This window comes from Bradyrhizobium sp. 191, from assembly GCF_023100985.1.
Taxonomy (GTDB): Bacteria; Pseudomonadota; Alphaproteobacteria; order Rhizobiales; family Xanthobacteraceae; genus Bradyrhizobium; species Bradyrhizobium diversitatis.
On the sequence record NZ_CP064692.1, the window covers coordinates 2,909,480 to 2,926,620 of the forward strand.

Below are 17,141 nucleotides of genomic sequence, written 5' to 3' on the forward strand. Positions count from 1 at the left end.
TCGACAATAGCCCGCGAGGGCTAAACAATTCACGCGGGCTCACCTCTCACCTGCAGAATTCGCTGCCGGCCCCCTCGGCAAGGTGCAGCTGATGCGCGAGTTCTTACGTTGTGCTGCGGCGTGTCGCGGCTCCAGAACTACGACAGATGCTTTTTTTGGTGGGGACGTCCGAACGGAGCGGCGTGCCGCAAGCGGCACGCGTTTCGACGCGCTAAGTTCAAATAATTTGAAACGCAAGTGAGTCAGATGATACCGCGAAGAAGAACCCCAATCCAAGATCGTATGATGGCTGGAGCCATGCGTGTCTATTCGATTGCCTGCATGCTAACGGAGCTTATGCGCGGTGCGAGGCTTGTTCGCCGATCCTTGCGCTGTACGATCGTCGATCCGCTTTCGGAAGCCTTAACATTCGGGCTCATCAGCCTCATACTGTCAATGATCGCGGCAAACCCCGTTTTTCAGAAAACAGGTGATCAGGATTGGAGCGAGGGCGCCGATCCCACACTCTGTCTGCCGGAATGCCGCACGGGTCTGACCAGCGCTTGCGCGACGTACAGCTCGATTTCAGTGAAGGAGCTTCCGGACGTCCTAGTCAAGGCGACGTTGGCAACCGGGGATCGCCGCTTCTATAGCCATTTCGGCATTGACCTTACCGCGATCGCGCTCTCATTGCATGCCGGCCCGGGCACAAAGGCCGTGCGCTCGTCCATTACCCAGCAGGTTGCGAGAATTCTATTCCCCTCAGATGAACCAACTTTGGAGGTCAGGATTCAGGAGGCGCTTGTCGCAATTTGGCTCGAATGGCGGCTCAGCAAGGATGAAATCCTGAAGATCTACCTAAACCGTGTGCAGATCGGAGGCGGCATCTTCGGCGTCAGTAAAGCTGCGCAGAGTTATTTCCACAAGCAGGTTCAGGATATCGAACTTGGCGAAGCAGCCCTGCTTGCCGGGCTGATAAATGCGCCACTAGATCTACCTTCGCATGTTGCTCTTCCGAATGCACGTGAGCGTGCAAACCTGGTTCTGGACACCCTCGTCGAGACCGGGCTCATCACTAATGATCAGCTGTTCGCGGCAAAGCAACATCCGGCACGCCTGATCTTCGTGCATCAGGACGCATCGCCGAATTGAAGAGATCGAGATGAGCGTGATCTCGCGGAAGATGATTGCCACTGCTGCCAAGGAGTGGAGGGTAGCACAGCTGATTGACTGCAAATTGGTATCGCACCCCGTAATGTAACTGGCGGATCGCGATTCATCGGAAAGAGCCGGCCGGTTGCCTGGCGATAGCAGGGAGGCTGACCGTCGGATCGTCGCTCAACGGGGCGACGGTTTCCAGGTATGTTGCGTGCCCGCTGGACGGCCCATCCATCGCTCAGCATGAGCACACCGATGAGGCGAATGATGAAGCCCTCATTGGCGAAGATGCTGATAAAATCGAGACGTACTCGTTGAAGTCGTATCATCCGATCGAAACATTAATACCGTTTTGGGCGGCAGCATCCTCATACAGTTGACGGGAGCGCGAGACGTGCGAGGGATTGAGCAAAGTCTTCATTGCTGCACGCGTCCTATCGTTATGAATGGTGTCTGGCGAGATGGTGAAAGCATGCGGCAACAACCTGAAGCGAGCACCTACCTACTCTGATGAGAAAGCCTTGCATTTCTCAATGAGGAAGCATTCGGGTGGTTAGGCAAGAGGGCAGAGCGTTGATCAATAGCGGCCGGAGAAGGCAAGCCTGTTTGCAACGTATACCGTGAAGCTGCTGACCTTAGATCTCGCATTGAGCTCGTCAGGCGGCCGGGTCGAGCTGTTGGACGGGTTGGATTGGCGGCGGCGCTGGTGGCAAGATGATAAGGCGCGGATCATCGAGAAGACGTTGGCGCCAGCGGCGAAGGTGATAGAGGCTAAGGCGATGGACAACATGCTCAAGTGCTGGAGCGAGTTCATCCGCGTGATCCGCGACGGCCGCGTCTGCCTTTGAATAGCGCCGCCTGGGATCACTATGTGTTATTCGGGAATGAACAACGATTGGAGACGCCACACCTCCCAGATATGGGAGTGGCCAGAAGGAGTTCAATGCCTCGTCCGGCGTGAAGAAGGTCTCGCTGGCGGACCTGATCGTTCTCGGCGGCACCGCAGCGGTCGAGAAGACCGCCAAGGACGCCGGCGTCAACGTGAAGGTCGGCGAAAATGTCCGTGGCTGTACTGCACGCCAACGACGGTGTTACCGCTCAAGATCCTTCGAGAAGCAAATTGTCCATCAGTAGCTTGAAACGCAGGCCCGAGCGTCCGCGCATGACTTGATTCGCATAAGCTTCAGCTTTGCTGGCGACTTTGCTGTTGCGGTGGACGGAACCGCTCACTGCAGCTGTGGGGCTTCGCCGGAAGTAGCCCACGACGGGCTTTACGCACGAGCCAAGCCTCGAGCGCCTCGGCGGCCCTGCACCCGGCCCTGCGGACACATCGAGGCGCCGGCGGCCGTACTTGATCGAGCGCCACAGCCGTTCGATGAAAATATTGTCCATGAAACGACCGCGTCCGTCCATCGAAATCGCAATGCCTACAGCCTCAAGCCTGCCGGTGAAGGCTGAGCTGGTGAACTGCGCGCCCTGATCCGTGTTGAATATTTTAGGCCGGCCGTGCCGCGCCAGCGCTTCGTCGAGCGCGGCGATGCAAAAGCCCGTATCCATCGTGTTCGACAGACGCCACGCCAGTACCGCCCGGGTAGCCCAGTCGATGATCGCCACCAGATACAGGAATCCCTGCGCCATCGGAATGTAGGTGATGTCGCTGGCCCAGACGTGATTGGGCTCGGTGATGCTGACGCCGCGCAAAAGATATGGATAGATCTTGTGGCCGGGCGCTGCCTTGCTGGTGCCGGGACGCGGGACCAGCGCCTCGATTCCCATCACGCGCATCAGCCTTTGCATGCGCTTGCGGTTGATGCCGTAGCCTGCCTGGTTGAGTTCGAACACCATTCGTCGCGAGCCGTAGAACGGCCACTTCAGATGCAATTCGTCGATCCGTCGCATCATGGCCAGATCGTCGGAGCTGGTCACCGGCTCGGAGCGATAGACGCCCGAACGCGCCAGATTCAGCAGCTCACATTGCCGCCGAACCGACAAATTCTCGCCAGGGCGCTCGACCATCGCCCTGCGCTCGGGGACGGTCATCGCCCGGGCCTCTTGGCCAAGAAATCCCTTTCAACCGTCAACTGGCCAATCTTGGTATATAGCTTCGCCGTCTCACGCTCATGCTCCTCCTCGCCATCTCCCAAAGCCGTCGCGCCACGCACAAACAGGCTCGCCAAATTGTCGAGGACTTGCTTCTTCCAGCCGTAGATCTGGTTCGGGTGAACGCCGTGCCGCTTCGCCAGTTCAGGCACCGTCGCGACCTCGCGCAGGGCCTCCAGGGCAATCTTGGCCTTGAATGCGGCATCGAACTTCTTGCGTGATTTCGTCATATCCGTGCTCCGTCGGTTCAAACAGAGCAGGACGCTTCACACCTTAACGTTTGGTCCTATTTCCGGGGTCCACTTCAATAGTCTCCGACAGGCGCACGACCAGCTCTTTCAGCTCTATATTCTCTTTTTCGAGTGAGCGAAGGGCGCCAGTCATTCGCATCTCGTCGTCCGGATTCTGGGGCCAAAAGGTGGGCGGCTTTCTCTCGGCGATCATTGCTTTCCTCCCAACAATGCTACCCCAGGATGCATGCTAGCTGATTCGCTGATCCATATTGCTCAGTTTCAGCGGCGAGCGCGTTGGGCATCAGCTGGCCGTGGTCTGCCGCGACGCTCTCCGCTGGCTTGCACTTGCCGCCCATCAGCATGACATCCTGCTGGGACAGCCGTGCTGTCCAACCCCTTCCATGCAGCCGTCCGACGCAGCGGCGAAGTCTTGAGCCACCGTTATGCCGGCAAACGTAGTCACCCGAAAATCCGCATCATGATTGCTTTGCCGAGGGAGACGGCGCGTATGCCGGTGAATGCGGTGACGTAGTCACCGGAATAGAAAGCTCGAATGAGATCAACGCGCGTGTTGAGGGTCTCATCGAACCGGATCGCAAATCCATCCCGAGTGCGCCGCACGACCAGAGCGGCGACAGTTCTCTCCCGAAGAGTGCAATGAACGGCAGTGCCAACAGGTGGGGGATTGTTGCTCACAAAGCGGGCACCCGTGATCGACATATCGGCCAAGCGGTAGATGCCGGACTGCCCACCGATACTGAAAAGAATCGGCTCAGTTCGCTCGAATCGCTCGGCCTTTCGCCGCCGCGGCTGCTCGATCGACACCAAGCAGACGATCGTCAGGATGACCGCATTGTATAAACTCCAGGCCAGCGCCAGGCCGCCATAGGCGATCATGTCGCCTTGCGCATGAAGCACGAAGGCATAGGCAATTCCGGCGAGCGTAATCGCCAACGCAGAGCCGTAGACCCTGAGCAGCGGCCATTCGATGAAACCTTGATCGCGATCCCCGCCCTTTGCGGTGACCTCGAATTTGTGCCCCAGCGGCTTGAGCAGTCCCGTCGCGACCGCTTTGAGAACCGCCGGCAGAGCAATGTATTGAGTGACGTCGGACATCACCGCCATTGACCGTCCACGGGAAATCCAGGCCATGGTGAGCGAATACCAGATATAAAACGGGAGGAAATATCCGAGGAGTATGGAAAGATCCGCCTGAACGGCTTTGATGCCGAACAGAAGATAAAGGCTCGGAACGACAAGACCGAATACCTTGACGACATAGGTCGAGGTCCAGCTCATGAATGCTTCGACGAGGGACAGCCTGTCGACAACATCCAGCCGCGATCTTCGGGAAAAGGGGCCGCTGCGCCCCCGAAAGATCTGCATGAAGCCGAGACACCACCGGCCGCGCTGAGTGATGTACTCCTTGAGCCCCTCCGGGGCCAGCCCCAAGGTCAGACGTTCGTTCAGGTACACCGTGCGCGCTCCAATTTCCTTCAGCCGCAGCGTCAGCAAGTAATCTTCGGTTACGGAATCCGTTGGAAAGCCGCCAATCGTCACGAGGGATGAGAATCTGATGACTGACGAAGTGCCGCAACAAAACGCCACACCCCAAGCGTCCTTCGATGGCATCAGAATATCGAAGAAGAATCGCTGCTCGTCCGGCCAGACCTTGGTGGCGGCCAAGTTGGTTTGGATCGGATCCGCATTGATGAAATGCTGAGGCGTTTGCACCACGCCTACGCCAGGATCGCGGAACAGGCACATCGCCCGAGCGAGAAATTCGGGCATGGGAACGAAATCGGCGTCGAGGATCGAAATAAAGTCGGGGGGATCGGCGAGCCCCGTCACATGCCGCAGAGCGTGGTTGATGTTGCCGGCCTTGGCGTCCTTGTTGTCGGGCCGCGCCAGATAGCGGCAGCCGAGCTCGCCTGCAAGCTTCTCGAGCCAGCGGCGCCGCCCGTCGTCCAGCACCCAAACTCGATAGTTAGGATAGTTCATTCCAGTTGCGCCGACGATCGTGCGCTCAAGAATCGAAACTTCCTCGTTGTAGGTGCAAATAAAGACGTCGATCAGGCGGGAGACCTGTCCGGCAAGCCACCGTCTGTTGGCTTCGACTTGCGGCGTTCGGTCGGTCGCGCGGCTGAGAAACAGCAGCGACAGTGCACTCGCCGCGAGTGATGCAGCCTCGACGACGAGGAACATGACCCCCACGACGAAATCGGCGGTCCAGCCGATTGGCGGGACCGTGGCCGTAACGCGCCATCCAAAATAGCGGATCATGAGCAGCAATACGATTGCGATCATCAGCGAACGCGCCGCAGAGTTCCCAAGCCGGAGCCAGGGCAGGATGGCAAGGCAGAACCCGAGCGCAATAAGGCCCGGTGTCAGCGCGGGGATCATGGCTTTCTCGCCGTGTCCGCCGAGAAGATGACGCGTCCGGTTCGCCCGACCGGACAATCGTTGGAGCCATCGTTGAGGTCGGGGACCGAGATCGTCGCACGATACGGTTCCTTGCTCAGCGCATCGGGATTAATCGCGAGGTTCGCTGCGGCCCCTGCGGAGCCGGTGAGATTGACGACGGTGCCAGCCAATTCGGACCCGCCGGCGCTCGGCAGGAAATGTGCGAGAGATCCCAGTTGCAGCCCGTTATATACGCTCTCAGTGACGTTCGCCGTCACCACGGCGCCGGAACAATCGAGTAGACGAATGAGCGGTTGTCCAGCCCGGACGTCCTCTCCAGGCGCCGTCATGACCTCCCATATTCGGCCGGCTATGGGGAACTTGATGTCCGCCTCGGAGCGGCTGATGTAACGAGATTGCTCTGATTCAATCTCGCGGATGAGCCAAGAGATTTGCGCATCCGCGTGCGCTACGTCCGCGATGAGCCCTTCAGCCCGCTGCCGCATTTCCTCCTCACGCTGCACCGAGCTCGGACGATCGTTGTAGCTGTCGCCGAGGAAAGTGCCCTCGCGCGCGGCGGTGAGCTCAACCTGGGTTGCATCCAGGCGACGTCGGGCGCCGATCTCAGTCTGCTGGGCTATGGTTTGATCTCGCGTCAAGCGCCCAAGCTCGACGGAGGAAACGCTGCCCGATTTGATAAGCGACGAAGCTCTCACCACTGCGGCCGTCGCCTCCTCGCGACGCGCCGCGGCCGCTTCGATTGAGGTCTGGATTTCCGCGATGCGCGCCTCGAGCTGACGAATACGCCCCTCCGTGAACAGGGCCGCCTGACGCGCCAGATCCTTCTGCGCCGCGCGGGCCGAAGCTATCTTCGAAACGAGGCTTGGCCTCTCGTTTTCCAGGCGAGACATTTGACTTCGTAGATCATCGAGCCGCACGCGGTCGCCGCGCGCATTGACAACACGAAGAATGAAAGTGCCTTCGCCGACGACGCCAAAGTCGCCTGACAGACTGGCCCCGGTTGAAATCTTCCCGTCGATCGGCGACCTCAACGTCACGAGCCTCGAGTTGATGACGGCTTCGACGCTTGACGTCTGGAAAAGCGCTCTCAGCGGGAGCCAGCCGAACACTGTGACGATGGCGATACCCGCGGCCGCCTTCACAAATCGCAGTGGTAACCGGCTCGGCTCGGATTGCGCCACATTCGCGGTCGGAGCGTCAGTCTCGGAGGCCTCAGTCTTGCCGGGATTAAGATGGGCATCCAACTCGCGCTGCAGACCGTACGCGCCATTTGCTCCGCCGATCGATGCCGTGAGAGGTTCACCGGTGTGTGGACCGCCGCTTTCGGGTGTCGAGTTGCTATGCGGTTGATTCTTCATGGTAGACATGATCACCAACGCGCAACCTCGGCGAGAGATGCAGGCTACTGAAGAAAAATGCGATGTTGGTGAGACAAACGCTAACTGAAACGTAGAATGGTCTACGGCCGGAGCCGCATCGCCCCACTGAGGCGCAGGTTCGTGCTACCGTTCAGCCGTGGCGTTGACGACGTGCAGTTTGGTCATGGGCGAAGCCGGCGGCATTGTCCTCGCGAAACCCGCCAGAATGCGGGCGCCAAGCTCCGAGGCCGGGACCGGCTGGCCGAAGAAAAGCCCCTGGACCTGATCACCGTCGGCCGTATCGAGAAACGCGGCCTGGCCGGCGGTCAGACTTCGACAAATGAGCTATGGATCAACTCGGATGAAGGGGGCAATGCGCACAAAGCGGGATGAAGCCGTCAGGACCTCGAACGAACGACGGCCTATGCGGCAATCACACAATTGCGCCCCTCATGTTTTGCGCGATAGAGCCGCCTGTCGGCGACACTCAAAAATTCGTCAAGGGTGTCTCCATCGCGTCCAAACTCGGACACCCCGATACTGATGGTGACGTCGATCGACGGCCGGTTTCCGACATCGAACGCGCTGCTTTGGATGGCCGATCGAAGACGCTCGCCAACCGCGCAAGCCGCGTCGAGCGTCGCCCCGGGCAATAACACCATGAATTCTTCACCGCCTACCCGCGAAACGGAGTCATAGGGGCGGATCGCCTCAAGACATTTTCGCACGAATCCGCACAAGACCTCATCGCCAACACGATGACCACGTGAGTCATTGATTGTCTTGAAACGATCGAGGTCGAGCGACAATAGGGACAATGGAGCGCCGCTTCGTTTGGCCCGCGCGATCTCGGTTTCGATGTGCTCGATGAACTGGCGGCGATTTCCAGCACCGGTCAGCGGGTCGGTGGTGGAAAGGCGCTCCAGCTTTTGATTGCTCCACTGCACCTCTTCCAGCGCACTCTGGGTGCCGGCCATTGCTTCGGCCAGGCGGGTCATCAATTCTTCCTGGCTATAGATGGTTGAGAATGAGCGCGTCGTTCGAAAAGCCTGAACGACTCCATAGCTGAGGAGGAAGAACCCCCCGGCAAAAATCGCGTGGGCGAGCCACCACATATGATTCCACGGCTGCCCCAGAATGAACGCGAGCGACGATAAGCCGAACCACGTTACCGAGACGCCAAAAATCACCATGAGCGGCGAATGAATGCGGCGCGATAGCATAACCGCGACATTCAGCGCGCAGAAGAACAGTGCGCCGCCCTCCAGTGACAAGCGTACCGCCGGGTGACCCGCATAGGCGGAGTAGGCGACCCAGGCGACAATCAGATCCACCGTCAGGAAGAGGGCAATCCACATCAGCCAAGCGCGCGCATTCGAGCGGTTCTCGACGTCCTCTGGCGGCAAATTGTAGGAGAGCAGCCCAACGAAGAGCAGGACCGACATCGCAAGTCGCGATGCCGGTCCATAGAGCAGAAAGAGCCAAATATTGTGGTGAGCCATCCCGGTGAAAGCGCCATGCGGCGCGTAGATCAGCACGAAGCCAAGAAAACCCAGCGTCAACCAACGTAACAGGGGTTCGCCTGAAGACTTGTAGCAACGCCAGGTCACATAGGTGACGAACAGCCCTTCGAGAGTGGCGACGGCGATCGCGATTTCGTGGAACAGGTGATCTTCGAATTTTAGCGTTGGAGCCTGGTAGAAATACAGATAGGCGATGAGCTGGACGGGCATCAGCGCGAAGGCAGTGAGGAGGAGGCTCGCATAAGCCTGCGTCACCAGCCGGAGCGCGGTGGGCGGCTCGTGCACCTCAAAACTGGCGCTCATATACATATGCTGCCTCCAACGTACCTGAATTTCGGGGGTCGCACGGCTACAAATAGAATCGGGAGGGCGGGTGCTTGATGACGGCCAACAAGCACAGAGCGTCGGAAGTCGGGAACCGACTCACGGCGGCGACTGCAACACGCTAGGCCCCTTTGGTTTCCGGGCATGCATCGGACTTCCCGAGGCAAAACCCATCTCACACCTAGAGCGTCAAATTCAGGGCGACAGGTGTACGGTCTGCATCCTGGCGTTGATCACCATAGCGTGCGGGCCGATGGATTGCAACCCAATTCCCAGGAACGACTATTCCGATCCGGCGAGTTCCCCGTCGCGGCCTCAGCAGCAGAACTCACGTTCCGATAATCTGCGCGTATTATCTGCCGCTTAATTAACGGCTATGTTGCTACATAAGAGCCCCACTGTGAAACAGCCGGCGTCACGAGGGTTGGACTGTGAGGAATTTGACAAGGCCACGATCGCGCGTATTCCGCACCGATTGGTTCAACTGGCGCAGCTCCGCCATAATCGATTCCGTTGCTCTTATCGGGGGCACCGCCCTCACTTCGGTCTTGGCAAATGCCTATGAGCTTGGCCCTCAGTTGTTTCAGCTGGGAAGGGAGCACGCGGAAATCGACGACATTATTTTCGTCGGGTTTGTTCTGATCATTGGTCTGATGATCTATATCCTTCGTCGTTATCGAGATCTAGTTTGCGAAGTGAAAGAACGGACCATTGCAGAACGAGAAGCGCGCGAACTGGCGCGGCACGATTCCTTGACCGGGCTGCCCAACCGTCGCCTATTCGATGAAAAACTTCATGCATGCCTCAGCGCCGTCAGCGACACGCGTCAGGTGGCTGTTCTCATGCTTGGCCTCGATGGCTTTAAGAGGGTCAAGGATAGACATGGCCACCTAGCAGCGGACAAGGCACTTGGAGAATTTGCCAACAGAGTCACCGGCATCTTGCGCGAAGATGGCATGCTGGCAAGGATTGGAGAGGACGAATTCGGGATTATCATGTCGGACATTCGCTCCCTCGACGTTCCCGCGAATCTGACGAGCCGTATCGTGGCGTCCGCTGCCGAGGCTTTCGCGATCGAGAAAGTGTCAGCCGAGCTTGGTGTTGGGATTGGTATCGCCATCGCTCCGAGTGACGGCGTCAATTGTGACGGATTGGTCAGGCGCGCGGTTCGTGCCCTCTGTCGCGCAAGAGGCGACGGCAGGTCCTGTGTCCGTTTCTTCGAGCCAGAGATGGACACGCACGTCGAGCGGCGCATCCATATCGAGCGAGAGCTTCGAAGCGCGATCGCCGCCGATATTGTCGAGCCGCACTACCAGCCGTTGGTTTCACTCAAGGGTGAGCGCATCATCGGGTTCGAGGCCCTGGCGCGCTGGAACAACCGGACTTTGGGGTGTATTCCGCCCGACGTGTTTATTCCGATCGCAGAGGAAACTGGCCTCATCCACGCGCTTGGAGATCAGCTTTTTCGCCGCGCATGTTTCGATGCCAACGCGTGGCCCGGGACCTTCACGCTTGCTTTCAATGTTTCGCCGATTCAATTGCGCGATCCCACGCTTGGAGTGAGAATTCTAGCGATCCTTGGGCAGACCGGGTTCAGCCCGCGCCGCCTGGAGATTGAAATCACCGAGAGCGCGTTCGTGGAAAATCTCGAGGTTGCGAAGACCGTGATTGATGAACTACGTCAGGCCGGCGTCCGGATCGCGCTCGATGATTTCGGAACGGGTTATGCCACCCTCAGCCAACTGCTTTCGTTTCGTCTCGACAAGATCAAGATCGACCGCAGCTTCGTGTCGCATCTGGACGACAGCGCAGACAGCCGGGTGATCGTTCGCGCTATCCTTGGCCTTGCGCAAGGGTTTGGCTTAACGACCACAGCCGAAGGCGTCGAAGACGCAGCGCAGTTGGCCTTTCTGATGGCCAATGGCTGCACCGAAGGGCAAGGCTACCTCTTCAACAAGGCCATCCCTGCGGCGGATATCCCCGCCCTTCTGAACCGAATGCCCTACGACTCTTCCGTTGCTTGAAGCGGTATTGAACAACAGAACAATTGCCGGCGTGAATGTCCGTGAAGCGGAGTAGGGCTTGCCGCTTCAGCCGCACCGGCTTCAATCCGCCATCCGATTTTGATCGAAGTCGTTCAAAGCGTCAGGTTTGGACTCGTTGATACTTCTCACGCGAATTGAGTCCGACGCGGCGAAATATGAAGCCAAATCAGTGGCCTGCTTATCCAAGATCTTGAGTCCCAAAAGCACGGATTCCGAGTCCACGGCCTACCAGCTTGCTCAAATTCCGAGTCCAAGGCACGACCGTCTAAGCCATTGAAATCACAATGAGCCGCCACAACGTGCCGGCCTTTTTTAACCCGAGCGGAATGCGAACCTAGGACCTCGCACGCCTATTCATCTTCCCGAGGTTGGGAAATCGTTATGGGCGAGGACCCGAGCGGATGGAATCGCTCGACCATCAGCGCAAGCTTCTCGATAGACGGAGCGGGCCGAACGACGTGCAGGTCGGCTTCAGCAGATTGCGAGCAGGAATAACGCTGCGGTTTGTCCGGTGATGGATTGGATCGAGAGATCAGGTTCTTCAAGTAGTTGGAGGCGCTATGTGCGCGACGTGTGCACCGGGAGATCAAAGAAAATCTCATCACAGGTAGCATGAGCATGTCTTCTGAGTTGGAGAAAACGCGTTCGGCGGGCGCGGGCACCGTTAATTGGTTGCGCCAACGTGAAGCGCGATGTGAGCGCGCGCCACGGAATTCGATCAGAATCAAGATATTGAATCAACGGTCGCTGTTACACCGATACGGGCGGCACTTCGTTTCACGACTTGGGCAGCAGCAGCTTGAGCGCGCTGATATACGCGTTCCAGTCCGTTGACGTCGCCGTCGAAGCGCAGGCCTTCCGCGCGAGCGCTTCCGGATTGCTGGAGACGATCTCGTTTGGCTTCTTGCGCGCGTTCGCGATCAGCGGACCGTAGATGTTCCACCACAGACGCTTTCCCATCCGCATGGGAGTGAGCCCGTCCTCAGACGCGTTGGCGACCCGCGCATCGACGTACATCGCATAGGTTAGGATATGGGTCGCGAGCTGCCAGGCATAATCCGATGGCGTGCGGTTCACGATCTCGTCCTTGGTCCAGAGTGCGCGGCACGTCAGGCGCGTCGCGGCCGGTGCCGACGCACTGGCGCCGACCCAACTCGAGCAACGGATCGTCTCCTGTTTCATGGCGTACTCAACCTCGATTTTGTGGGTCACTGGATTTTCGACATATTTCATGTTGTCCGGATCGAGCACCCACTCGCCGGGAAGGTCGACGTTGCCGGGATAGGTCTGGGCGCAAAGGCCCAGCCGCGCGCGCAGGCCGTTCGCTTCGCCGCCCGGCGACTGGGCGCCGTGCAGCGCCTCGACCGCTGTCCCCATGTGCAGCCCGAAATAGAGGTTCCGATTCCAGAGCTCGGTCATGAACCGAGGATCCGGGTTGGCGTGCGTGGCAAGGTTACTTTGCGCCGCCTTGTCCCCGAGGATCTGCACGCCGGCCGTGCAGCTACTCGACGTCACCCATACCGGCATGCTTGCACGGGTCTTCTGCTGCTTCGATAGATCGGTCGCGTCGAGGTTGTTCGGCGACGGTTGCGCGTCGTGCAGCCGCCAGAGCCCGGCGTTGGTGGCGAGTCTCCGGTCGACGGCATCGCGCGTCGCGCGCCCGCCGGTGCCGGTGAAGGCCTCCACCTTGACGCCGTCATTGTCGGTGATGCGTTTGCGGATTTCGCCGGCCAGGGCGTCACCCCTGGCGAGAATGATGGTCTTTGCCCCCAGGTGATGGGGGCCGAGCGTGATGGTGTCGTAGGGCGTGGCGGCCCACAGTTCGCTATCGAAGTCCTTGAGCGGCTCCAGGATCACGATCTCCGCGGCCTCCCACGTGCCGGCCGGGCCGGGTGACTGGACCAGATGGTTCCAGGTGAAGTGCAGCGTCGGCCGGTCGCGGAAGTCGGGCTCCACGTTGGGATACTTTCCGGTGATGCTTACCTCGATCGGTGCGAAGTCCATGTGCGAGCCGATCGTCCCGCGCGGCGTGAAGATCTGATCGACCGTCAGTCCTCCCTTGTTGATCGCATGCACCGCATAGAGATGCGTGAGCGCCTCGCTCCAGGACATGTTGCGGATCTCATCGCACTTCTGCGCACGCGCCCCGCCGGCGGTGCACAGGACCGCGATTGCGGCCAGCGCTGCGATGGCCAGGGCTCTTGCGCAGGAGCTGACCGAAGTTCTCTCCTGCTCGGTGTGAATCTGTCTCGTCATTGGGCCGTTCCCTCAATTCCCTCAATGCACCGATCATTATCGGCATGTACGAAATCCGAACGCATGCCACGCGGACGAACGCGTCCGCGCCCAGGCGTCGCGTGGCTAGGCAAGGTCAGTTCGTTTGAAGAGAAAGCCTAGCGCAACGAGAGCCGCGCCATGTCCCCGCATCACAGTTGCTGCCGCGGATAGCAGCGCACGCGCTCCGGGTATGTGGCGACGTTGGTGATCCGCAGGGCTTGGGGTATGTCCTCGCTCCATAGCGGTGTGTTCATGTTGGCACCGCCGGCGTTGTTCGGGCTTCGCGTGGCGTTGCCGGCGAGGTTCTGCGCCGTGACGCGGTTCACTTGCGAATGTCCGCCATAGTTCCGGTTCGCCGGATGACCGTCGACGCCGAGCAGGTAGCCATTGACCCGCGCCGCGGACGAGCGGTCGTTGAACTCCATTCCGCAGGACGTGAGCAGATGCACGTCGACCGGAGGCGCCGCCTGGTGCTCATTGGCTTGCCAGTCGACAAGAACGGTCTTCAGGACGCGGCACGTCGGGTTGTCGAGATGGTCGAGGCAGACCTCGATGCCGAAGGTGCGATTGTCGCACCGCCAGGCATTGTTCTTGCGCTCGTTCCAGTCCATCAGGAGATGATGGAAGTTGGGATTGTGCAGCGCCGCCTCGTTCGGCGGAGCGCCGTCGATGTCGGAGACGAGGCGCTTATGCACGAAGTTGAAGGGCGCGTCGGCGGCGCCGCCCTTGACCATGCAGGCCGTATTGAAATAGGCGCGCTGGCCGCCCGGCAGGTCCATCTTGGCGTCCGCCGGCTGAGACGAGAAGATCGAGCCGGGAACGAACAGCCAGTCGGCGAAATCGGCGTGGACGAACATCTTCCGCAAGGCATCCAGGATGTTGATCATCTGGTTGAACGAATAGGCATTCTGGGCGTTCGGGGGCCGGAAGTAGAACTCCGGCGCCATGAAGATCTTCAGCGTTGTCGCAGCGTCGCCTCCGGCGAAGCGCAGGCGATTGGCGGCGTAGTTGACGACGCTGGCCATTCGGCGAAGCCTGGCCACACTGTCCGCATCGGGGAGGGCAGGCACCGGCAGCCGTGGAACGGCCTCCGGCGCGTTGCCGGGCTGGACGACCTGGAGGGTCGGGATCTCGTAGGCGATCAGTTGGACGCGGGTATAGTTCTTTGCCGCATAGGCCATTGTCGTCTCCTCGTGCCTTTGATTGATAGGGAGACCGTGCGCCGTTCGACGGGTCGGGCCGTCGGACGGCGACGGGTTAATCTGCCGGGAACGCGTGGGGCGTCTGGTCCGAGTTGGTCGCGGATACCAGGACGGCTTCGCCGTCGAAGGAAAACACGATGGTGTCGTTGGTGTTGAGCTCGTTGTCCAGCGGCGAGCCGCGGTCGACCACGACATCGCGCCGTCCGACACCAGATCCGTCCGCGATCATTGTCGCGGTGAGTCCGTTGAGGTAGATGTCAACCTCGTTGCCATAGGCGACGTCCTTCACGCCGGCATCATCGGCAATCGTCGTGACGTCCGACGATGGCGGGCGGACGCCCAGGCTCACGTCGACCGTGCCCGCGTTATTCTCGGGATGATCGCCCTTGCGGACGATTAGCGTTACCCTGAGGTGATGACCGGTTCTGTTGATCAGCGTCTTCATGGCCATAGGAAATCTCCCTGTTCTCTGCATCATCACGAAGCCGTAGCGATCGCTCAGTAGACTTGGCGGGTCGACACATAGAACGTGTTGTTCGCGAAGTTGAAGTCGACCGCGTTGAACATGTTCAGCTCGTTGTCCAGCAGGGAGCCCCTGGTGATCACGACGTACTGTTGTCCGAGCATCGCGCCGTTGGAGAGCGCGATCAGGTTGATGCCGTTGAGGTAGATGTCGACATTGTTGCCGTAGTCCTGCCAGGACTGTCCGTGCGCAGGCAGCGCGAAGTCCTTCGTCCCCGCTTGATCTCGCGGGTCTTCGCTACTGCGTATCGTCAGCGTTACGGCAAGCGGGTACTGACTGAGGTTGCTAAAGAACTTGCGTCCAGCCATCGTGTCTCTCCCTTGGTTTTCGCCTCTCGATGTCCTGTTGCGCGCACTGGCCTACGCGCACGGGCCCGTGCAATGTGCGACTTGATCCTTCGTGATCCAGATCGACGGCATGTCGGTCTTCGCCGTGCACTCGGAACATGTTTTTGACCCGTCCTGGCGCACGACCATGAGCCGGTAGGGGTATTCGTCCGGCTTCTGGTTTCCGATTACGATGTCCCGTATCGATCGTTCGGCCGTGATGGTCTTCTTCTGCGCGTCGCCGTCGAATGTGAATGTCTTGCCGATGGCAAAGATCAGAAGCAGCTCCGCCACGTCGGGCATGTCGGAAAACACGCCCTTGGCCGTCCGTACGCTGAATTCCGCAGGATAGGTGTTGGTCGTGCCGGTCTCGATAATGTCGTCGAAGAAGGACCTCTCCCGGTCGGTCGGCAGCCTTGCGTTGAAATCGATTCTGTCGGCGTACCTGCCATCGGACAGCTCGACGTCGACCCAGCCTCGAAACAGCGGGTTCTCCGGCGCCGCGCTGAAGATCGCCGCCCACAGCGCGGTGAACTGCGCGAAATTCATGTCGAGCTCGTTGCGCAGGCCCTCGGCGAGGTCGAGGGATGCCTCCATCTGCACCGCGGGATCGCTGCCAGTGGCCGCCGCGTTCGGCAGATATTGCGTGAATCTGGTCCTGACCTTGTGCGCGTCCTGGAGCGAGACCATCTGCGGCTGCTGACCGAGCTTCGCCTTCAGCGACTGCGCCGCGTTGTTGATGCGTTCGAGATCGACGACGGGTCTGCCGTAAATGCGGAAATGGGCGCGCGTCGCCTCGACGGTCGTGCCGCCTGTAGGCAGGGAAAACTGGAGCAGCGAGACGGTCGGAGCGTCCTTTGGTCCCTTGTCGAAGGCAAACTGGTCGGGCAGGTAGAAGACGCGCGAAGGGTCCTGGTTGTCCTGGTAGTAGTTGTAGGCGCGATCGTGCCAGTTCACCTGCCACTGCACGTAGCCGGGCAGTTGCGGCGCCGAAACCTGCGCCGTGTAGACGCAGTTGAGCACCAGATACTGGTTGGGAAAGTCCGGGTCGCTGGCGGTCGCCATCTGGGAATATATCGAGGGTTCCGAGAACGGAATTCCGTTGAACAGGCCCACGAGGCCGCTGCGGATCGCGGGATTGCTCCAATTGCTCTGGACGAATGCCGGCGTTTGCCGCGCCGCCAATTGCAGCGTCTGGCTGATTTCGATCGCCACGTTTGGATTGATGTCGAACAGGGCGGCGCGAACCAGCTTCGCCTGGTTCGCGGCAAGCTTGACGGACAGGCGGTGCACGGCACCGCCGGCAGAGGCATGATCGAACGGGATCCGCGTCCCTCCACCGCTCTGGTTCACGACGAGGGTAAAGGTCGTGCCGGTCAGACAGGGTGTCGCGCCGCCGACGGTGCCGGCGATCTCCGGAGCAGGAACCGACTCGAGGAAGAAGGTCAGCAGGCCGTCGTCGGTCACGCTCGGCTGGAACGCCGTTGAGCCGCCCGAGGTTTGCGCGGCCGAGCGGTAGGCGGGCAAATAGAAACTGGCGCCGGCTGCGGTGTTGAGCAGCACGGTGGACGACAGCGTGTCCGAAGGGTTGATCACGGTGTCGCCAAGCTCGCCCGCGCGGCGCTTTCCCTGTAATACCTTCACTGTCGACGGTTGCGACATTGTGCGA

The 17,141-nt window shown here is 59.8% G+C and carries 16 protein-coding genes; 4 read left to right on the forward strand and 12 right to left on the reverse strand.

Annotation, left to right across the window (positions count from 1 at the left end; genetic code table 11):
* The first annotated feature begins 297 nt into the window (after window positions 1-297).
* Both IVB23_RS13325 and IVB23_RS13330 read left to right on the forward strand, forming a co-directional pair.
* Window positions 298-1,131, forward strand: coding sequence for a transglycosylase domain-containing protein (locus IVB23_RS13325; RefSeq protein WP_247803853.1), 834 nt, complete (start codon window positions 298-300; stop codon window positions 1,129-1,131).
* Window positions 1,132-1,757: 626 nt separating this feature from the next.
* Window positions 1,758-1,985 carry a hypothetical protein gene (locus tag IVB23_RS13330; protein ID WP_247803854.1) on the forward strand — a complete coding sequence of 76 codons (228 nt, stop codon included), beginning with the start codon at window positions 1,758-1,760 and terminating at the stop codon, window positions 1,983-1,985.
* Between the two features lie 250 nt (window positions 1,986-2,235).
* Here IVB23_RS13330 and IVB23_RS13340 read toward each other — a convergent pair whose 3' ends face one another.
* From IVB23_RS13340 to IVB23_RS13360, 5 genes are all read right to left on the reverse strand, one after another.
* Window positions 2,236-3,177: an IS3 family transposase gene (locus IVB23_RS13340; RefSeq protein ID WP_247803856.1), complete on the reverse strand. Its 942-nt coding sequence runs from the start codon at window positions 3,175-3,177 to the stop codon at window positions 2,236-2,238.
* Window positions 3,174-3,467, reverse strand: coding sequence for a transposase (locus tag IVB23_RS13345; RefSeq protein ID WP_247803857.1), 294 nt, complete (start codon window positions 3,465-3,467; stop codon window positions 3,174-3,176). The genes IVB23_RS13340 and IVB23_RS13345 overlap by 4 nt, the downstream gene beginning before the upstream one ends.
* A gap of 43 nt (window positions 3,468-3,510) precedes the next feature.
* Window positions 3,511-3,681: a hypothetical protein gene (locus tag IVB23_RS13350; protein ID WP_247803858.1), complete on the reverse strand. Its 171-nt coding sequence runs from the start codon at window positions 3,679-3,681 to the stop codon at window positions 3,511-3,513.
* 248 nt (window positions 3,682-3,929) lie between these two features.
* Entirely contained in the window at window positions 3,930-5,873 is a 1,944-nt protein-coding gene (locus tag IVB23_RS13355) for a glycosyltransferase (RefSeq protein ID WP_247803859.1), read from the reverse strand.
* Window positions 5,870-7,252, reverse strand: coding sequence for an HlyD family secretion protein (locus tag IVB23_RS13360; protein WP_247803860.1), 1,383 nt, complete (start codon window positions 7,250-7,252; stop codon window positions 5,870-5,872). Before IVB23_RS13360 ends, IVB23_RS13355 begins: the two co-directional genes overlap by 4 nt.
* Window positions 7,253-7,393: 141 nt before the next feature.
* Here IVB23_RS13360 and IVB23_RS13365 point away from each other — a divergent pair, with 141 nt between their 5' ends.
* Window positions 7,394-7,645, forward strand: a complete 252-nt coding sequence (locus IVB23_RS13365; RefSeq protein WP_247803861.1) for a hypothetical protein — start codon at window positions 7,394-7,396, stop codon at window positions 7,643-7,645.
* 29 nt (window positions 7,646-7,674) lie between these two features.
* Here the strand turns inward: IVB23_RS13365 and IVB23_RS13370 are convergent, their stop codons facing one another.
* Complete coding sequence (locus IVB23_RS13370) at window positions 7,675-9,084, reverse strand: GGDEF domain-containing protein (RefSeq protein ID WP_247803862.1); 1,410 nt, start codon at window positions 9,082-9,084, stop codon at window positions 7,675-7,677.
* A gap of 446 nt (window positions 9,085-9,530) precedes the next feature.
* Here IVB23_RS13370 and IVB23_RS13375 point away from each other — a divergent pair, with 446 nt between their 5' ends.
* Window positions 9,531-11,123, forward strand: a complete 1,593-nt coding sequence (locus IVB23_RS13375; protein WP_247803863.1) for an EAL domain-containing protein — start codon at window positions 9,531-9,533, stop codon at window positions 11,121-11,123.
* A 371-nt stretch (window positions 11,124-11,494) separates the two neighbouring features.
* Here the strand turns inward: IVB23_RS13375 and IVB23_RS13380 are convergent, their stop codons facing one another.
* The 6 genes from IVB23_RS13380 to IVB23_RS13405 form a co-directional block, all read right to left on the reverse strand.
* Window positions 11,495-11,872, reverse strand: coding sequence for a hypothetical protein (locus IVB23_RS13380; RefSeq protein ID WP_247803864.1), 378 nt, complete (start codon window positions 11,870-11,872; stop codon window positions 11,495-11,497).
* A 49-nt stretch (window positions 11,873-11,921) separates the two neighbouring features.
* Window positions 11,922-13,400 (reverse strand): hypothetical protein, encoded by a 1,479-nt coding sequence (locus tag IVB23_RS13385; protein ID WP_247803865.1) that lies wholly within the window; start codon window positions 13,398-13,400, stop codon window positions 11,922-11,924.
* Window positions 13,401-13,570: 170 nt separating this feature from the next.
* Entirely contained in the window at window positions 13,571-14,602 is a 1,032-nt protein-coding gene (locus tag IVB23_RS13390; protein WP_247803866.1) for a hypothetical protein, read from the reverse strand.
* A 76-nt stretch (window positions 14,603-14,678) separates the two neighbouring features.
* On the reverse strand, window positions 14,679-15,074 hold the full coding sequence (locus tag IVB23_RS13395) for a hypothetical protein (protein WP_247803867.1): 396 nt from the start codon (window positions 15,072-15,074) through the stop codon (window positions 14,679-14,681).
* A gap of 47 nt (window positions 15,075-15,121) precedes the next feature.
* Entirely contained in the window at window positions 15,122-15,454 is a 333-nt protein-coding gene (locus tag IVB23_RS13400; RefSeq protein ID WP_247803868.1) for a hypothetical protein, read from the reverse strand.
* 51 nt (window positions 15,455-15,505) lie between these two features.
* On the reverse strand, window positions 15,506-17,134 hold the full coding sequence (locus IVB23_RS13405; protein ID WP_247803869.1) for a hypothetical protein: 1,629 nt from the start codon (window positions 17,132-17,134) through the stop codon (window positions 15,506-15,508).
* Between the last annotated feature and the right edge of the window lie 7 nt (window positions 17,135-17,141).

Coding starts and splice junctions, on each gene's coding strand:
- IVB23_RS13400 (WP_247803868.1), bottom strand. CDS start 15,454: ATGGCTGGACGCAAGTTCTTTAGCAACCTCAGTCAGTACCCGCTTGCC.
- IVB23_RS13360 (WP_247803860.1), bottom strand. CDS start 7,252: ATGAAGAATCAACCGCATAGCAACTCGACACCCGAAAGCGGCGGTCCA.
- IVB23_RS13405 (WP_247803869.1), bottom strand. CDS start 17,134: ATGTCGCAACCGTCGACAGTGAAGGTATTACAGGGAAAGCGCCGCGCG.
- IVB23_RS13385 (WP_247803865.1), bottom strand. CDS start 13,400: ATGACGAGACAGATTCACACCGAGCAGGAGAGAACTTCGGTCAGCTCC.
- IVB23_RS13325 (WP_247803853.1), top strand. CDS start 298: ATGCGTGTCTATTCGATTGCCTGCATGCTAACGGAGCTTATGCGCGGT.
- IVB23_RS13390 (WP_247803866.1), bottom strand. CDS start 14,602: ATGGCCTATGCGGCAAAGAACTATACCCGCGTCCAACTGATCGCCTAC.
- IVB23_RS13370 (WP_247803862.1), bottom strand. CDS start 9,084: ATGTATATGAGCGCCAGTTTTGAGGTGCACGAGCCGCCCACCGCGCTC.
- IVB23_RS13395 (WP_247803867.1), bottom strand. CDS start 15,074: ATGGCCATGAAGACGCTGATCAACAGAACCGGTCATCACCTCAGGGTA.
- IVB23_RS13355 (WP_247803859.1), bottom strand. CDS start 5,873: ATGATCCCCGCGCTGACACCGGGCCTTATTGCGCTCGGGTTCTGCCTT.
- IVB23_RS13340 (WP_247803856.1), bottom strand. CDS start 3,177: ATGACCGTCCCCGAGCGCAGGGCGATGGTCGAGCGCCCTGGCGAGAAT.
- IVB23_RS13345 (WP_247803857.1), bottom strand. CDS start 3,467: ATGACGAAATCACGCAAGAAGTTCGATGCCGCATTCAAGGCCAAGATT.
- IVB23_RS13350 (WP_247803858.1), bottom strand. CDS start 3,681: ATGATCGCCGAGAGAAAGCCGCCCACCTTTTGGCCCCAGAATCCGGAC.